Genomic DNA, 17,586 nt, shown 5'->3' with positions numbered 1-17,586 from the left:
GCAGGGATGACTGATTACGATGTTCTCATAATGGGGGCCGGGCCTGCCGGTTCAACCCTTGCAAGGCTCACAGCCACTAAAGGATTCAGGGTTGGCCTCTTTGAGAGGAAGAAGATAATCGGTCTGCCACTTCAGTGTGCAGGACTCGTATCACACAGAATAATGGAGGTTAACGTGCTCCCTGATGAATTTATACTGAACAGTGTGAGGGGCGCTGTTCTCCATTCACCATCAGGCATAAAACTCAGGGTTTCTAAGGACAGACCAGAGGCCCATGTAATTGACAGGACAGCCTATGACCAGCATCTTGCAGAACTCGCGATGGAAGCAGGCGCAGAGTTGACGAAGGGAACTGCGGTGAGGGATTTCAATGAGAAAACAGGTCATGTCAGGGTAAATGGCGATGAACTCAGTGCGGATGTTCTTGTGGATGCAAGGGGGCAGTCCGCCGCACCCAGCAGGTACCCTGCGAGACAGTACCTTGTGAGGTTCAGGGACAGTGAGATGGACACTGACTTCGTGGACCTCAAGGTTGACTCCCGCCTCTCTCCGGGCTTTATGTGGAGGATACCCATAGATGAACAGACGGCGAGGGTGGGTGTCTTCGGACCCCAGCAGAACCTGAAGGAATTCCTTAAAGGCTTCATCTCAGACCTCAGCAGCGACTTTGAGATCCTTGAGTCCCACCATGGGTTCATCCCCAGACCAGACCTTGATTTGAGACTCGTAAGGGGGAGATGCATTCTTCTTGGAGATGCTGCCGGGCAGGTTAAACCCACAACTGGTGGGGGCATAGTTCTGGCTTCCCGTGCTGCAGGGGTGGCGGCAGAGGTCATCCAGGGGGTCCTTGAGGGGGATGCAGACCTCAAAGAATATGAGGATGCCTGCAGGAAGATCCACATGTCAGAGATGAAGAACCAGATGAGGGTTCAGAGGACCTTCAGACTACTCTCAGACAAGGACCTTGACCACATATTCCTTAAGATGAAGGAGTACGGTGCAGAGGATATAATATCAGAATACGGGGACATGGACAGACAGACACCCCTCATCAGGGAGTTCCTGAAGAGGGGAATCCTGTTCAGGATAATACCATCCATCCTCACGTCTAAGGTGGCAGGAATATGGAAATGATGGTGTTACTCTCACAGGAGCACCCTGAACTCCCATCGGCGGAACTAAGGTCCGTTTTGATGTCGGAGGGGATAGATTTCAGTGTTATTGAATCCGGAAGTGGATATGAGGTCATAGATGCTCCCAGGAGTACATGGAAGATCCTTAAAAAAAGGTTAGCCTATGCCCATGAGATCTCTGAGGTCATAGGATATGCGGCTGCTGATGATCTGGATGATGCTGCAGAGGAAATTGACTGGAGTAAATACGTCAGGGAAAGCTTCGCGGTGAGGATAAGAAAACTGTGTGGCGATGTGGATTCCAGGACACTCGAGAGGACCATCGGAGCGATCATAAAGGAGGATACTGGACTGAAGGTTGACCTTGAGAAGCCCTGGACCCTGATAAGACCGGTACTCATTAATGACAGGTTCATACTCACAAGGAGGCTCGCAGTCATCAGCAAGGAACACTTCAACCAGGCCAGACCCCACAAGAGACCCTTCTTCTACCCTGGTTCAATGAGCCCCAAACTCGCAAGGTGCATGGTCAACCTCTCAGGGGTGAAGGCAGGTGACAGGATCCTTGACCCCTTCTGCGGTACAGGCGGGATACTCATAGAGGCGGGCCTCATGGGTGTGAGGGTTGTGGGGGCCGATATAGACTGGAGGATGGTTGAGGGCACCCGTGAAAACCTTCAGCATTACGGTATAACCGACTTCGAGGTTATAAGGTCTGATGCAAGGGATCTGAGGCTCGACGAGAAGGTCGACGCCATAGTGACCGATCCCCCCTACGGTATATCAGCTTCAACTGCAGGTGAGAAGAGTGAGAAGCTTTACAGGGAATTCCTGGACTCTGCACACTCAAACCTTGCAGAGGGGGGCATGATCTGCATGGCAGCACCCCACTACCTCGACCTGGAGAGCCTCATTGATGAAAGATTCAGCATCAGGGAGAGGTACTCAATGAGGATGCACAGGAGCCTCACAAGGGTTATAAGGGTCATTGAGAGGGTTTAGTACGTCAGGTGGAGGCTGGTATCTGATACCGGTACCACAGACGATGAAATCGCCAGTATCCACTGCACATAAATGGGCACTTAACCATATATACCATTTAAAACCAAACTCTACATAACTATTTTCCGAACACCTTAAAGGGGATTAAATTGCAGGTTAGAGTACTTGATACCACACTGAGGGATGGAGAACAGACACCGGGGGTTTCACTCACCCCTGAGGAAAAACTGAGAATAGCACTCAAAATCGATGCACTGGGCGCAGACATCATTGAGGCAGGCTCAGCAATCACATCAGAGGGTGAAAGGGAAGGTATCAGGAAAATCACATCAGAGGGTTTGAGGGCAGAGATCTGCAGCTTCGCAAGGGCTGTGCGGGAGGACATAGACGCTGCAATCTCATGTGACGTTGACAGTGTGCACCTGGTGGTCCCAACATCTGACCTGCACCTTGAACACAAACTCCGAAAGACAAGGGAGGAGGTCCTCGAGCAGGCGGTGGACTGCACAGAGTATGCAGTGGACCATGGTATTCTGGTCGAACTCTCAGCAGAGGACTCAACAAGAAGTGACATGGACTTCCTCCGGACCATCTTCAGGGAGGGTATAGAGGCCGGTGCAGAGAGGATATGCGCCTGTGACACCGTCGGCATACTCACACCAGAACGTTCCTATGAGTTCTACAGGGGACTCTCAGAACTCGGGGCACCACTGAGTGTGCACTGCCACAACGACTTCGGCCTTGCAGTCGCAAACTCCCTTGCAGGTCTAAGGGCGGGGGCATCGGAGGTCCATGCAACAATAAACGGTATAGGTGAAAGGGCAGGCAACGCAGCCCTTGAGGAGGTTGTCGTGGCCCTTAAATCCCTCTATGATGTGGACACCAGTATCAACATAGAGATGCTCTATGAGACATCGAGGATGGTTGCAAGGATGACCGGTGTATACCTCCAGCCAAACAAGGCCATAGTGGGAGAAAATGCCTTCGCCCATGAATCAGGGATACACGCCGACGGTGTCCTCAAGAAGGCTGAAACCTATGAGCCAATAACACCTGAGATGGTTGGTCACGGGAGAGGGTTCGTGATGGGCAAACATATAGGCACCCATGCCCTCAGGAAGCGACTTGATGAACTCGGAATGAAGGTCGCCGATGATAAACTCATGGAGATATTCAGGAGGGTCAAGACACTGGGGGATATGGGTAAATGCGTTACCGATGTGGATCTCCAGGCAATAGCCGAGGATGTCCTCGGGGTCATGGAGGACAAGGTGGTTGACCTCCAGGAGGTCACCATAGTCTCAGGTAACCGGGTGACGCCCACAGCATCCGTCAAGCTCCGAGTCGATGACAGGGAGGTACTTGAGGCAGGTACCGGTGTTGGTCCCGTGGACGCAGCGATAGTTGCCATAAAGAAGAGCCTCGAGGACTTTGCAGACATAACACTTGAGGAGTACCACGTGGATGCCATCACAGGGGGTACAGATGCCCTCATAGACGTTGTCATAAAACTCAGACACGGGGACAGGATAATAAGTGCAAGGAGCACACAGCCAGACATCATAATGGCCAGTGTCGAGGCCTTCCTCAGCGGTGTTAACAGGCTCCTGGCAAATGAAAAATCTGAAGGGACTCATTGAGGGTGCTAATATGAATTTAGACGTTAGAGGCTACCGTGGAGTTGTCAGAGACCTCACGGGGCTCCTTGATGAGATGAAAGGTTTTCCATGCACGGTTCAGCTTATGGATGCCAGGGCAGTTGCAGGCAGGGAACATGCCATCCATGGGGCAATCCATGCACTGAAGGCCTTTGAGAGGGGCCAGAACATCTCCAGTGACATGGGGATAGAGATATGCCTCCGCGTTGCGGGTATGAGGCAGATAAGCAGGACCATTGAGCTCCTGGGCATCAAAGAGGGTGAAATGGAGATCTGTGCCGTCCTTGTTGACTGTGGAGATGAAGTGATTAAATTTCTGGATTCAATTTTTGAAAGGGATGATGGGGTCCTCGAACCTGATGAGGAATATCTGAGGAGGATCTACGACCTTGGAGGGGAGGCTGAGACAGTCGGTGTTGGAGAGGCCCTCCTGGAGAGGACCACAATGCTCACCGTGGCCTAGTCGCCCCCATGGTTGAAGAGATTAACTCGGCCATCGCCTCAAGGTTTTCAGGGGTCAGAGAACCCACATCAAGGTTTTTAACCTCAACTGCAACTGCATTCTCAAGGACCCGGTCATAGGAGGGACAGGGAGTGAATATGCTTCTACCGTCGGCGTTTATAACCTTTCTGAGGCGCTTCACATCACCACGGGGATCACTGGATGGTATTATGACGTTTATACCCCTCTTATCGGGGTGCAGGACCCCTTCAAGGTTCTCCTTGAGGTAGCTGCAGGCTCTGAGGGTCTCTGTAAGGTTCCTCTCTGCAGCTTCCAGCTCAAGGGCCACAGCCGCCCTCACGTATGGGTCAGCTTTGAGGGAGGAGAGGAGCATGTCCTGCTGCACAATTTGCGGGACTGATGTTGATATGAATCCCCCACCACCTGCGTTCACGGTCTTCGGGGCACCTGTGGATGCTATTATGATGTCACTGATTTTGCCATTGCAGAGTCTCTCAAGGGGGTCTGAGACGCTACCTGAGGCGTCCTCAACCAGAAGAGCCCCGTGGGATCTGCAGACATCTGCAAGTTCCCTGATGGGCTGTTCTGCCGTGTAACCTGCAAAGCTCGTCACAAGGAGTGCACTGGCACCTGTCTCAGTCAGCCTTGCATCGAGGACCTCCGGGTCCAGGAGCCCAAGGTCTGTCTTCACGGTCAGGACCTCCCTTCCGGTTATCTCGGGGATCCTCATAAATCCCCTCCAGCCCCCCTGGTCGGGTACCAGGAGGGGCCCCTCAAGGCGGTGGGCCAGGAGAAGTATGGCCGCATTTCCGCTGTTGAGTAACCTGGCGTATCTGTGTCCGGTCACCTTCCTGATCCGGGCCTCAGGGTCATGTTTCTCACCGTAGAGTGCAGAGCGGCACACGGCCCTCCTCGCCTCTGCAGAGGGTTCTCTGAATTTCAGCTTCATACTATCACCTGAAGAACGAGTCAAGGGTTGTCTGTCTGGATACTTCAAGTTCCTTCAGGAGGTTGCTCCTCACCCTGAAGGCCTCAAGTCCAAGTTTAAGCTTACTGTCAATGAATTCAAGTGCACCCCTCAGGTCATTGAACATGGTGGGTTCTGTATCCATGGCATTTTTCACGTTCTCCCTCACATTGAATACTCCGAGGGGCACGTAGCCAGGGTAGGCCTCCCTCAGGATGATTGCCCCGGCCTGTTTTTCCTCCCGGTCCAGGGCATCGAGGACAGCCATCTTGGCGCTGTAGTAGCAGCCACCCACCCTTGAATATTCCCTCTTACCCTTACCGGTCTCATGGTCTGAGAATATCATTGCACGACCGTCCCTCTTCATGAAGGCCTCCATCCATTCATACTGCCACTCTGAGGGTGTCAGGAGTATCAGGTAATGGTTTTTGAGGCTCTCAAACTCATGGACCCTGAAGGTGTCTATGGGCTCATATTCAAGGACCCTTTCGAGGAAGTGGTCGGCGAGGGTACTGTCACAGGCTGTTATTGACCACCTTGTCGGTACAAGTTTTCTCCTTTTCCCTTCGCCGAGGGCACCGACTGAGAGTGCCTTCTGTACAGCCGAGAAGGGGGTGCCCTTCCTGTGGAGCTCGACTATGGCCTCCCGTGCCCTGAGGTCAGTGTCATGGTAGGCCCTCTCAAGTTCACGGTCCCATTTCACGTTTTCTATCTCAAAGTTCTCAAGAACTGCGCTGGGACCGTGGGGCGTCTGTTCTTCGCTGAAAAAGAGTCCTCGCGGTTTCCTTCTGAACTGGGCCTCGCTTTCAATGGCCCCTGATGAGAGGGATATCTCCTGGAGTTTTTCCACGAGGTGATTGTCCAGGTCGCGGACGCCCACCAGCTGTTTTCCCCTTACAAGGTTGAGACGGTAGTCTATGATCTCCTCCTGTGTCTTTCTTTCTGGTATCCATCGCTCGGGGGAGTCAAATATTTCCACTTCCTCCTGTACAGGGGCTATCATGGGGCCCGCATAAACCTTAGGGTAATTCCAGCTACCTATGAAGACCGATGGGGGTGTTGCTCCCTCCAGTTCCTCTCCTATGTTTATTGATTTCATTTTGAGGTCCCTTGTGAGCTTCTGGAGGAAGGCGTACTTTGATCTTATCATCATATAAGAATTTCATCCAGGGGTTATATCTTTTTTATGAAGCAGTTCTTCTAATTGTCCCACTTCAAATCTTTTTATATGTTTTTTTTATTCGCCGTTAAGATGATGCTATTTTTTTTGGTTTAGGGTAATGTTAAATAATGATTTAATAATATAATTAGTTGGTGAAAATAATGTCGAGGATCTCATTTTTACTGCTAGTTTTAGCAGTGGCGTTCTTGCTTGTAAATGGGGTATCAGCAACAGTTGTTAACTTAAATACAACTGAAGAATTCAGCACAATCCAGGAAGCCATAGATAACAGTACAGATGGACATCATTTAATCGTCAATTCAGGAACCTACAATGAAAATGTGCTCGTTAACAAAACTCTAACATTAGAGGCTAACGGAACAGTAACTGTATCCGCAGGCAATACTACCATGCCAGTATTCAATGTCACAGCCAACAACACACAGGTCAAAGGATTCACAATAACAGGTGGCAAACCCGGAATCTACCTATCTGGATCCAACAACACTATCTGTAACAATGTCATCACCAGCAACGGCGAGGAGGGAATCTACCTACTTGGATCAGATAATAATACTATTTGTAACAATACCATCACCAACAACCAATGGGGAATCTACCTATTTGAATCAGGTAATAACACCATCTGTAACAATACCATCACCAACAACAGCTACGGAATCTTCCTATTTGGATCAGGTAACAATACTATTGTTGGGAATTATTTCATTAACAACACAAACCAGACAGCAGGAGATTTAAGTGGCAATTATTGGAATGGGACAGAAGTGGGTAATTACTGGTCAGATTATGCTGGAGACGATCTTGATGGTGATGGTATAGGTGACACACCATACAATTTGGATCAGAAACCATTAATCGTTGACTTAATGATTGAAAATATCAGCACAAGCGGCGGTATACAGGTAAGGGTTAAAAATAATGGGAAAGCAGATATAACAAGGATAGATCCGAACGCACAAGTCCCGATCACAGTACAATATAACAGCCAAGAATTCACACGAGACATAGACCCCCTACCAGGCGGAGGAACACAGACAATCACACTGAATATCGTCCCAGGAGGAAACTATCAAATCATAACAACAATACTATACAACGAAACAACACACTACCTGGAAACTACAACCATAAGAGACGCTAACACCAGTAACAACATCAAAAAGATCAACATAACAGCAGGGAACCTTAAGGTGACTCCAACGAGTGGAGTGGCGCCACTGAACATTAAAGTGTCTGCTGATTTGACAAATACTGGCGACTTACCAGGGAATTATACAGCTGGACTTATAGTGAATGGTCGGAGAGTAGCTACAAAGACGGTGGAGGTTCCTGCTGGTGGTGTGGTGGTTGTGAGTTTCAATTACACCTTGACTTCAGCGGGTAATTATACCCTGGCAATAAATAATCTGACAGCCTTTGCGAGTGTTAAAATTAGTGTTAGGCAGCTCACTGATGCTGCTTCTTGGGTTAGAGCTTATTATGGGCGTTATGGTAGATTGCCAGGTAAAGTGACAATCAGTGGACATGGGTATAGTATGGCGCAGTTCCTCTACCTGCTTTGCAGGGCAACAGTCAATATAAATGCTGGTAACGTGGCTCCGATTTCTGTGAAGAGTGTTGCAAGTGCGCCAGCTTCTGGTGGATGGTACAGACATGGCAGACTTTACAGGTCAAGTTATGTGAGGGTTGCAAAGAATATCCTTTCATTCATAGATAGTCGTGGCCGCGCACCAAATTACGCCATCACTGGCCTTGGAAGAATACCCTTCCAGCGCCTCGTTTACATGTACAGTAAAATCATAAAATTCTACGGAACCAATAAGCGACTGCCAAACTACGTCACAATCTAAACCTTTTTTAATATTTTTTTGGTTATATAGCTCCTCAGCAGAGTGTTCAGGAACATATCAGGTGAAATCCTGGGTCCGGGTTTTTTTGCTGATCTTCACAATTTTGATAGTTAGGGTCGCCGGGACCTACTTGAGATCAATAGGGTTCTATGATGATCACTTCGTTCACTCCGGGCTCATTATAAACGAGGCCAGCGAGTTAATTAACCAGGCTGCTGCAATGTTTCTCTCTGGTATCCATCGCTCGGGGGAGTCAAATATTTCCATTTCCTCCTGTACAGGGGCTATCATGGGACCCGCATAAACCTTAGGGTAATTCCAGCTACCTATGAAGACCGATGGGGGTGTTGCTCCCTCCAGTTCCTCTCCTATACTTATTGATTTCATTTTTGAGGTCCCTTGTGAGCCTCTGGAGGAAGGCGTACTTTGACCTTATCATCATATAAGAATTTCATCCAGGGGTTATATCTTTTTTATGAAGCAGTTCTTTGGTTTGTTTGGTAACCTTTTAGTTTTCTGAGCATGTGCTCATACGAGTTTTTTACCAGCTGCGCTTGATTACTCTCCGACATTGAATATTTGTATCAACATATGTAATACTATAATATATAATTTACTATAAAATGTAATACATATTAATTTTTATATAATAAAATAGCAATAAGAGACCAGTTATTAATAGGAGGTGAAAAATATTGAATTCTACGTTGAAGAGTAGTGTTTACATTTTGCTGATAATCAGTGTTATCCTAGTTTTAAACGGGTATTCCTATGCAGACAGTTATGTTGGTGGCAAACCATTAGATACGCTCCAGAATGGTACAGTAACAGGCGATGTAAACGTTGACTCATATTATGGTTTCACAGATCCAGAGGGTGTTGGCAACAATACAGGAGGAAACGCTAACATCACATACACTTTCAACTACACAATACCATCAAATGCTCAGATCAAAAATGCAACACTGTACGTCCTCGTATACTCAGGCCACATGCAAGAAGCCAGGCAAACATATGTAAACGTAACCTACAATGGCAACTCATTAGAAAACCAAACACTCTACACAACATACATCTACCCCCCAGAGGGAAACAATAACACTTGGCTTCTAGGCGAGGGACATGACAACGACCCCTACCTGATGATAAACAACCATACAATGCGCGTCACAAGCGACTACCTACTATGGTATGATGTAACAAACATGACAAAGAAGGACATGAACAACACAGCCAACGTATGCACTATCGGATCCTACGACGGCCGCATAAAACTCATAACACTAATCGTGGCCTACAACATCCCAGGAAGCACAACCGCGACAAGATATTGGATCAATTGGGGACATGACGTGAGTAGCTACAACGATGAAGATTACACAGGAGAAACCTACTTCAACGGTGCTGTGCCCAACCCTGCAAATGCGAGTGTGATGATAGTGCATGCAGCGAGCAGTGATGGAATTTACACATACAATGACCAGAACCTGCCAAATGGCACATACCAAAGACGTGGAAGCTACAGTGGATACGAAATATGGAATGTCACAAACATCTACAATAACGGAACCAACAAATTCACATACCACAAAAGCCCAGGAACAGGACTAGGGGGCTACTATAAGATAATACTTGCAGTCCAAAAAGTCACCTACACACCAAACATAGACCTAACACTACAGACAGTCACATTTAATGGTGGTGCAGCATTTGTATTGGAAAATAATACAATGAGGTGCCAGATTAAAAATAATGGTAGTGGCGCATCACCAGCGACCATACTGGCATTATATGCTAACGACGAACTAGTGGCAACCTCTATTATACCCCCCATTAATCCTAGTGGAACAGTATATGTGAATATAACGGATCCTACGATAAGATCTGCCACGACGGAAACACTCTACAGTAACAATAACCAAAATGTGACCTACAGGTTCGTGATAGACCCATACAATGAAGTGCCAGAAACCAATGAAGCAAACAACGAAAAGACGAGGACAGTTCCAGTTCTATATAATGGATACAAGGGTTAAAGATGGGCCTACAATGGCTCAGACATTAATACGGTAGAAACATACTATGGCCGTTATGGTCTAGCATATTATGCGCAACCAGATACAACATATAGGGCTGGAACCGAAGGCTGGTCAAACTACACTGTGATTTTTAATGGAACGCAACTTAGCATACCAGAAAATGCCACACCAGTCAAAGTTTACCTCTACGTCCCATACAACTGGGATAACAAGGGCACAAACCCTGCTGATGGGGCCGCAACAACATACCTTACAATACACTTCAATAATGCTACATTCCAACCAGGGAATTATACAAGATGGTACTGGGATCAATCAAATTTTGGAGGCTACCCGCACTATAAATATGGATTACTAGTCTATGATGTGACAGAATACTACCTAAAAAACCAAGATAATGCAGTCTTTGTAAACTTAACAGTACCGGCATCTCAACAAACACATACACTTAGCATGTTCCCATTCACACTCCTAGTGATCTACAACGACACATCAAGACCACCCACTGGTATATACATAAACGAAGAATATGACATTCTACTCCTTGACCCAAACTTTAGCGTGCAACCTGAAGAATGCATTGCATATGTCAACTTCCCCGGAATACCTGACGTGGAGAAAGTTTCAAATGCAACCTATATGACATGGGTAACACATGCCGGACCAAATGAAGGAAACGTGTACTTCAACAATGAGACTTTAGGATTGAACGTGTGGCAAGGAAACAGCAAAACATCATACCCCGAGATATTCAATGTCACAGGCAAATTAAACAGCACAGAAAACAGGGCAAGGATACAAGGCACGAGCAGTGGTGGGATGGGCGCAATCCTACAAATATTAATGGTTGAATATGTTGAGTCACTGGCAGCTAACTTCACAGCAAGTCCCACAATGGGTGTTGCCCCATTAACAGTTCAGTTCACCGACCTTTCAACTGAAGCTACAGAATGGTACTGGGACTTCAACAACGACACTATAATAGATAGCAGAGAACAGAACCCAACCTACACCTACACACAACCGGGAACCTACACAGTAACACTTACCGTTAAAGGACCAGGAGGAGAAAACACACTAACAAAAGAAAACTGCATAACAGTGGCGAAGGTCATGAACCTTGACACAAACAGAACGTTTGATAGAATCCAGGATGCTATAAACGATAATAGTACAGTAGCTGGACATACAATACTCGTAGGTGAAGGCAACTACACAGAAAACATAGTCTTAAATAAGCCTTTAACATTAAAGGCCAATGGTCTTGTGAATATCATAGCATCTACGTCAACTGGAACCGTTATTGATGTGAAAGCAAATGATACAAGGATTGAGGGTTTCACAATCCAAGGCGCTAATGGTACAAATGGTAAAGGCATCAACATTGATACACAGTACAGATGCACACTTATCAACAACACAGTCATCAACAACTACTATGGAATCTACATTAAAGATTCTGAAGGCTGCCAACTCCACAATAACAGACTACAAGATAACCTGTTAAACTTTGGAGTTTTTGACACAGTATCAACAGATGGTTCAAAATTCAATCAGGAGATAGACACGAGCAACACTATAAATGGGAACCCTGTATATTACTTGAAGAACGTCCAAAACAGGACAATCAATGAAACAGTAGGATTCCTCGCCATAATCAATGGAACAAATGTCACAATAAAGGATATCACAGTATCCAATAACAGTCAAGGAATACTAATAGTCACTTCAAGCGATTGCACAATCCAAAACACAACAATCCTCAATAATAGACATGGAATATACCTCTGGAACTCCACTGGCATCACAATAAAAACCAGTACCATAACAAACACACAAGCAAATGCTATAATCGCATACAAACAAAACAACAATCTCATAATAGAAAATAACACCATAATGAACTCTAGCAACGCCATATACCTTTACAATGGTGTAACGAGCACGATACAATACAATAACGTTCAAGGCAGCACCTATGGTATATACGTATCTGGAGACGGAAACAATACAATAGCATACAATAACATCACCTCTGGTGGATTACTCGTATATGGTGCAAACAACATCGTAACAGATAATATAGTAAACCCAGGCACAGTCAGATCAGTTATATACATATCTGGCAACAATAACTTCATAGCCAACAACACAGTCTACGTGGCGGATAAAAGTGGAATCCGCGTTGAAGGCGGAGGAAACAATACAATAATAGCCAACACAGCAATAGGGACAAACAAACAAGGATACGGCATCGTGCCACTAAATGGCGACACAGTACAAGACAACATAGTAACAAACTGCAACTATGGAATATGGCCATTCAACGCCCAAAGATGCACGATAACAGGAAACAATGTCACGGGATGCAACTATGGACTCTATGTGACTGGTGGAAGTAACCATACCATCATAGGCAACATCATCAAAGAAAACTCAAAGGGTATTAGACTGACAGGCACCGGAACAGGGGCCAGTACAGGAAACATGATATACGATAATTACTTCATAAACAATACAAACCAGACAGAGGGAAATCCAAGCAACAACAATTGGAACACCACTGGCGGAGGTAATTATTGGTCGGATTACACAGGAGACGACCTTGACGGAGATGGAATTGGGGATACACCATACCAGGGAGACCAAAAACCACTCATAGCAGATCTACTAATTGAAAACATCACAGCAACAAGTAATAGTATACAGGTAAGGGTTAAGAACAATGGTAAAGCAGACATCACAAAAATAGACCCGGATGCAACATTCCCGGTGAATATAACATGTGACAGTCAAGAATTTATCCATGAAATCCCAGCCTTACAACCAGGAGAATCAAGGACGATCACACAAAACCTGAACCTGACACTTGGAGATTATATAATCATCGCAAACATAACATACACGGATATGCACTATCTCAGAAATACGAATATAAGGGATGCTAACATCAACAACAACGTAGCAAACACTACTGTATCCTTACAGAGAGATCTTAAAGTCACTAACATCACATATAATCCAAATAATGCGGCTGGACACCGTGAACTATTCGCAAATGAACCCAACACGATCCAAGTAACAATATATAATGAAGGAAACCTTGACGCCGGCCAATTCAAAGTGAAACTCATAGTAGGCGAATATAATAATACAAAGATACTACAAGGATTAGCTGCAGGTGCAACCGCCAATGTAACATTTAATGATTTCACACCACTAACAGGACCCATAACCATTAACGTCATAGTGGACAGTGATGATGAAGTTGAAGAAACCAACGAAACCAACAACATTTACAATACAACTGCTACCATCTACTACAACGGCTACAAGGGCAAGCAGTACACGAATGGAAGCGACATAAACACTGTACTAGCATTAGAAGGACGCCTAAAACTATTATATTCACCAGGCAATTCAACATACCGTGGATCAGGATCAGGAAACTGGCAAAACCCCTACATCGTCATATGGACCCCAGCAGACCTACCAATACCAGAAGGAGCCACAATAAAAGAGGCTAGATTATACCAACCATACACATGGAACACTGTAGGGGGAATCCCAGACTTCATCGCAACATTCAACAACGTAACCATAAATCCACTGGCACACTACAACGACACCAAAGGTTACGGATCAAGCAATTACCCAAGCGGACTACTAGTATATAATGTAACAAGCCTATTCAGGCCGAGTGAAAACAACACACTAACCCTAACAGCTGGAACTAACACAACAACAGCACTTTACGGTTCATACATTCTCATAATCTATGAACACGAAAACGAAACTATCAAGAAAATCTGGATAAACGAAGAAACAGACATGCTCTACAGCAGAACAGACTACGGAGTAAACGATACCGAGGCAACAGCCCACGCAATCTTCAACGACATAAACACAAACATGCTAAAAGAAGCCAAGACAATAGTCATAACAGCCTCTGCAAACGAAGCCAACAAAAGCAAATTCTACTTCAACAACCAAGAATACACAGGATTCTGGCAAGACTACCTAACAGGACCGCAAATAGGATTCAGCACCTACCAAATAAAAGAAACCCTACAAAACGGGACAAACACCGCAAAAATACAAAGCTACAACAACGGAAGCCATGGAGACAACATGGTAGCCCTCCAAGCAATCCTAATACTAGAATACGAACCACCAATGGCCAACTTCACAGCCAATGCAACTGAAGGAATCGCACCACTAACAGTCCAGTTCACCGACCTTTCAACTGAAGCTACAGAATGGTACTGGGACTTCAACAACGACACTATAATAGATAGCACAGAACAAAACCCAACCTACACCTACACACAACCAGGAACCTACACAGTAACACTCATAATAAAAGGACCCGGAGGAGAAAACACACTAACAAAAGAAAACTACATAACAGTCTACCAAGGCCCACAATTCACACTCGAAAACCTTACGGTGATTCCAACGAGTGGTGTGGCGCCATTGAATATTACGGTGTCTGCTAATTTGACGAACAGTGGTGATGTGGCAGGGAATTACACAGCGCAACTTAAGGTGAATGGTCAGACGGTAGCTACAAAGACTATAGCGGTCCCTGCTGGGCAGACTGTGAGTGTGGAGTTTAGTAGGGTGTTGACTGCTGGAGTTTACAATGTGACAATAGATGATCTGGCCCCAGTGGCTGTGACAGTGTTAAAACCTGCTAATATAACAGTAGGAAACCTTACGGTGACTCCAAAGAGTGGTGTGGCACCACTGAACATTACGGTGACAGCTAACTTGAGAAACACTGGTGACTTGGCCGGAAATTACACAGCACAATTTAAGGTGAATGGTCAGACGGTAGCTACAAAGACTATAGCGGTCCCTGCTGGTGGTGTGGGAGTTGTGAGCTTCAATTATACTCTGACTTCAGCGGGTAATTATCCTGTGGCAATAAATAATTTGACAGCGTTTGTGAGTGTTAGGAGTCCGGGTATTAGCGTTGGACAGATCATTGATGCTGCTTCTTGGGTTAGAGCTTATTATGAGCGTTATGGTAGATTGCCAAGTAAGGTGGCGATTAATGGGCAGCAGCAAAGTATGGCACAGTTCCTTTACTTGCTTTGCAAGGCAACAGTCAATATAAATGCTGGTAACCTAGCTCTGATTTCTGTGAAGAGTGTTGCAAGTCCGACAGCTTCTAGTGGATGGTACAGACATGGCAGAATTTACAGGTCAAGTTATGTGAAGGTTGCAAAGAATATCCTTTCATTCATAGATAGTCGTGGCCGCGCACCAAATTACGCCATCACTGGCCTTGGAAGAATACCATTCCAACGTCTGGTTTACATGTACAGCAAAATCATAAAATTCTACGGAACCAATAAGCGACTGCCAAACTACGTCACAATATAAGCCCCCCTTTTTATTTTTTTGTTAGAAAGGCTCCCATGGTATTACTTGTTTTTCTTCTACACAATGTATAGTAACACACTACGACTTTTTATGATACTATTTTTATACTCCTCATAATTAGTAATACTTTTTTGGTAAAATATATAAACAATGAATTTACAATAAAGTGATAGAAATGATCAAAGAAGGTTGGTTCTGATGGAGAAATTTCATAAGCTGTTGGGTGTAATCATTCTAACAGTTGTAATATTTTCATTAACTTCGTCAGCTTATGCTGATCCATGGTGTGGAGGTTTAAAACTTGAAACAGTCAAAAATGGGACTGTAAGTGGCGGGCTTTATGTTGATACCTATTTTGGCACCAACGGATCGGCAGATTATAGTATGAATAAACCCGGTAATTCCACGGTAGTATATACTTTTAGGGATTTGCCTGCTAATGCAAGTGTTTCATGGGCACAACTTCATGTACTTGTATACCAAGGACATATGCAAGTGGATTATCCGCTTAACGTGAATATCACATATAATGGGCATCTTCTAGAGAGCACACACCTATCTTCCCAATATGTTTATCCTGAGAATAATGAGGAAGCTTCTCAGTATACTCAAATAAATGATCATATTGTGCGGGTTACAAGTGACTATCTCCTATGGTATGATGTAACCAATATTACGGGAGTTAGAAACTGGGCTAATGTGACCACATTTAATTGTACTACAGATGGTCGCATAAAGGTTATAACACTTGTAGTAGCCTATGACATCCCTGGAAGCACTGATACTGTCGCCTACTGGGTCAATATGGGCCATGATGTGGACAACTATTACTACACGGATAATACTGGAGAAAATTATATTGGGAGAACCATTTTTGGATCGAATATCATAGGTGATATTAAAAATGTCACAGCGACTGTAATTCATGCGAGCAGTGTTGATGGCACATATACCTTTAATGGGAGGAGGCTTTCCGGTAATCAGTTAACTGGAGATTACAGCGGATTAAATAAATGGAATGTCACTGCTCAATTCAATCCTACTGGAGAGAACCTTTTAACATATGATGGTGCATTAACGGGTGGTTATGGTGGAAAAGGCTTTTATAAGATTATACTTGCCTTACTTGAGGCAAGGTATTAGGCACCGGTCAGTAGAGAACCAGAGCTATGGACACAATCCAAGCTCGATGGAACATTCTATAAAGGATTGACATATAATGTCACCGCGCTGGTTGGAAATGCAGGTAATCAAGATACTAGTGGGGTTAGGGTTGATTTTGTTGATAATGGTGTGAGGGTTGGTAGTTATACCATCCCATTACTTAGGAGTGGTGAGACAACTACGGTAGTGTTTAATTGGACTCCAATGACTGTGGGCTCCCACACACTACAACTCATAATAGACCCAGAAAACCACATCCAGGAGACCAATGAGACAAACAATAGGATAATATTGAATGTGACAGTTAATCAGGCTCTTCCCGATCTTATATGCAAAAGTACGGAATTAGTTGCTGATCTTATAGTTAATGAGACATACACATTCACTGCGAGGATATCGAATATTGGTCCGGCCAATGCTAGTGGGGTTAGGGTTGATTTTGTTGATAATGGTGTGAGGGTTGGTAGTTATACCATCCCATTACTTAGGAGTGGTGAGACAACTACGGTAGTGTTTAATTGGACTCCAATGACTGTGGGCTCCCACACACTACAACTCATAATAGACCCAGAAAACCACATCCAGGAAATCAATAAAACAAATAATAAATTTAACAGATTCTGCACCGTTAAGAAAAGTGGTAACGTTCTAGTATTTATTATAAGTGATGAAGGACAAACGATAGTTATTAACGAGGCAGTTCATGATGCAAACGTTCTTGGATACGCCCCTG

The 17,586-nt window shown here is 45.1% G+C and carries 11 protein-coding genes and 2 pseudogenes; 10 read left to right on the top strand and 3 right to left on the bottom strand.

Features of this window, described 5'->3' with window-relative positions; translation table 11 throughout:
• Window positions 1–6 precede the first annotated feature (6 nt).
• From MTH_RS03400 to cgi121, 4 genes are all read left to right on the top strand, one after another.
• Entirely contained in the window at window positions 7–1,134 is a 1,128-nt protein-coding gene (locus MTH_RS03400; protein WP_010876364.1) for a geranylgeranyl reductase family protein, read from the top strand.
• Entirely contained in the window at window positions 1,131–2,135 is a 1,005-nt protein-coding gene (locus MTH_RS03395) for a TIGR01177 family methyltransferase (RefSeq protein WP_238374239.1), read from the top strand. Before MTH_RS03400 ends, MTH_RS03395 begins: the two co-directional genes overlap by 4 nt.
• 149 nt (window positions 2,136–2,284) lie before the next feature.
• On the top strand, window positions 2,285–3,775 hold the full coding sequence (locus MTH_RS03390; protein ID WP_010876362.1) for a 2-isopropylmalate synthase: 1,491 nt from the start codon (window positions 2,285–2,287) through the stop codon (window positions 3,773–3,775).
• Window positions 3,776–3,785: 10 nt separating this feature from the next.
• Window positions 3,786–4,256 (top strand): KEOPS complex subunit Cgi121, encoded by a 471-nt coding sequence (gene cgi121, locus MTH_RS03385; protein ID WP_010876361.1) that lies wholly within the window; start codon window positions 3,786–3,788, stop codon window positions 4,254–4,256.
• Here cgi121 and MTH_RS03380 read toward each other — a convergent pair.
• Together MTH_RS03380 and MTH_RS03375 are read right to left on the bottom strand one after the other, a co-directional pair.
• Entirely contained in the window at window positions 4,243–5,205 is a 963-nt protein-coding gene (locus tag MTH_RS03380) for a DegT/DnrJ/EryC1/StrS family aminotransferase (RefSeq protein WP_010876360.1), read from the bottom strand. The two genes, cgi121 and MTH_RS03380, sit on opposite strands and share 14 nt — an antisense overlap.
• Window positions 5,206–5,209: 4 nt before the next feature.
• Window positions 5,210–6,373 carry an Nre family DNA repair protein gene (locus tag MTH_RS03375; protein ID WP_048061240.1) on the bottom strand — a complete coding sequence of 388 codons (1,164 nt, stop codon included), beginning with the start codon at window positions 6,371–6,373 and terminating at the stop codon, window positions 5,210–5,212.
• Window positions 6,374–6,546: 173 nt separating this feature from the next.
• Here MTH_RS03375 and MTH_RS03370 point away from each other — a divergent pair, with 173 nt between their 5' ends.
• Window positions 6,547–8,259, top strand: coding sequence for a NosD domain-containing protein (locus tag MTH_RS03370; protein ID WP_048060889.1), 1,713 nt, complete (start codon window positions 6,547–6,549; stop codon window positions 8,257–8,259).
• Between the two features lie 165 nt (window positions 8,260–8,424).
• On the opposite strand, the gene MTH_RS03365 is transcribed toward MTH_RS03370, so the two are convergent.
• Entirely contained in the window at window positions 8,425–8,646 is a 222-nt protein-coding gene (locus MTH_RS03365) for an Nre family DNA repair protein (RefSeq protein WP_010876357.1), read from the bottom strand.
• Between the two features lie 308 nt (window positions 8,647–8,954).
• Between MTH_RS03365 and MTH_RS03360 the strand changes: the two genes are divergently transcribed.
• From MTH_RS03360 to MTH_RS10185, 5 genes and pseudogenes are all read left to right on the top strand, one after another.
• Complete coding sequence (locus MTH_RS03360; protein ID WP_010876356.1) at window positions 8,955–10,295, top strand: DUF3344 domain-containing protein; 1,341 nt, start codon at window positions 8,955–8,957, stop codon at window positions 10,293–10,295.
• A 21-nt stretch (window positions 10,296–10,316) separates the two neighbouring features.
• Window positions 10,317–11,138: pseudogene (locus tag MTH_RS10225) on the top strand (DUF3344 domain-containing protein); the annotation flags it as partial.
• Window positions 11,118–15,689 (top strand): DUF3344 domain-containing protein, encoded by a 4,572-nt coding sequence (locus MTH_RS03355; RefSeq protein WP_338101053.1) that lies wholly within the window; start codon window positions 11,118–11,120, stop codon window positions 15,687–15,689. The pseudogene MTH_RS10225 and the gene MTH_RS03355, both read left to right, overlap by 21 nt.
• A gap of 198 nt (window positions 15,690–15,887) precedes the next feature.
• A complete protein-coding gene (locus tag MTH_RS03350; RefSeq protein ID WP_048061239.1) occupies window positions 15,888–16,832 on the top strand; it encodes a DUF3344 domain-containing protein in 945 nt (314 codons plus the stop codon).
• 60 nt (window positions 16,833–16,892) lie between these two features.
• Window positions 16,893–17,456: pseudogene (locus tag MTH_RS10185) on the top strand (CARDB domain-containing protein); the annotation flags it as partial.
• Window positions 17,457–17,586 lie beyond the last annotated feature (130 nt).

Source organism: Methanothermobacter thermautotrophicus str. Delta H, from assembly GCF_000008645.1.
Lineage (GTDB): Archaea > Methanobacteriota > Methanobacteria > Methanobacteriales > Methanothermobacteraceae > Methanothermobacter > Methanothermobacter thermautotrophicus.
This window is presented reverse-complemented; position numbering and strand designations above follow the sequence as displayed.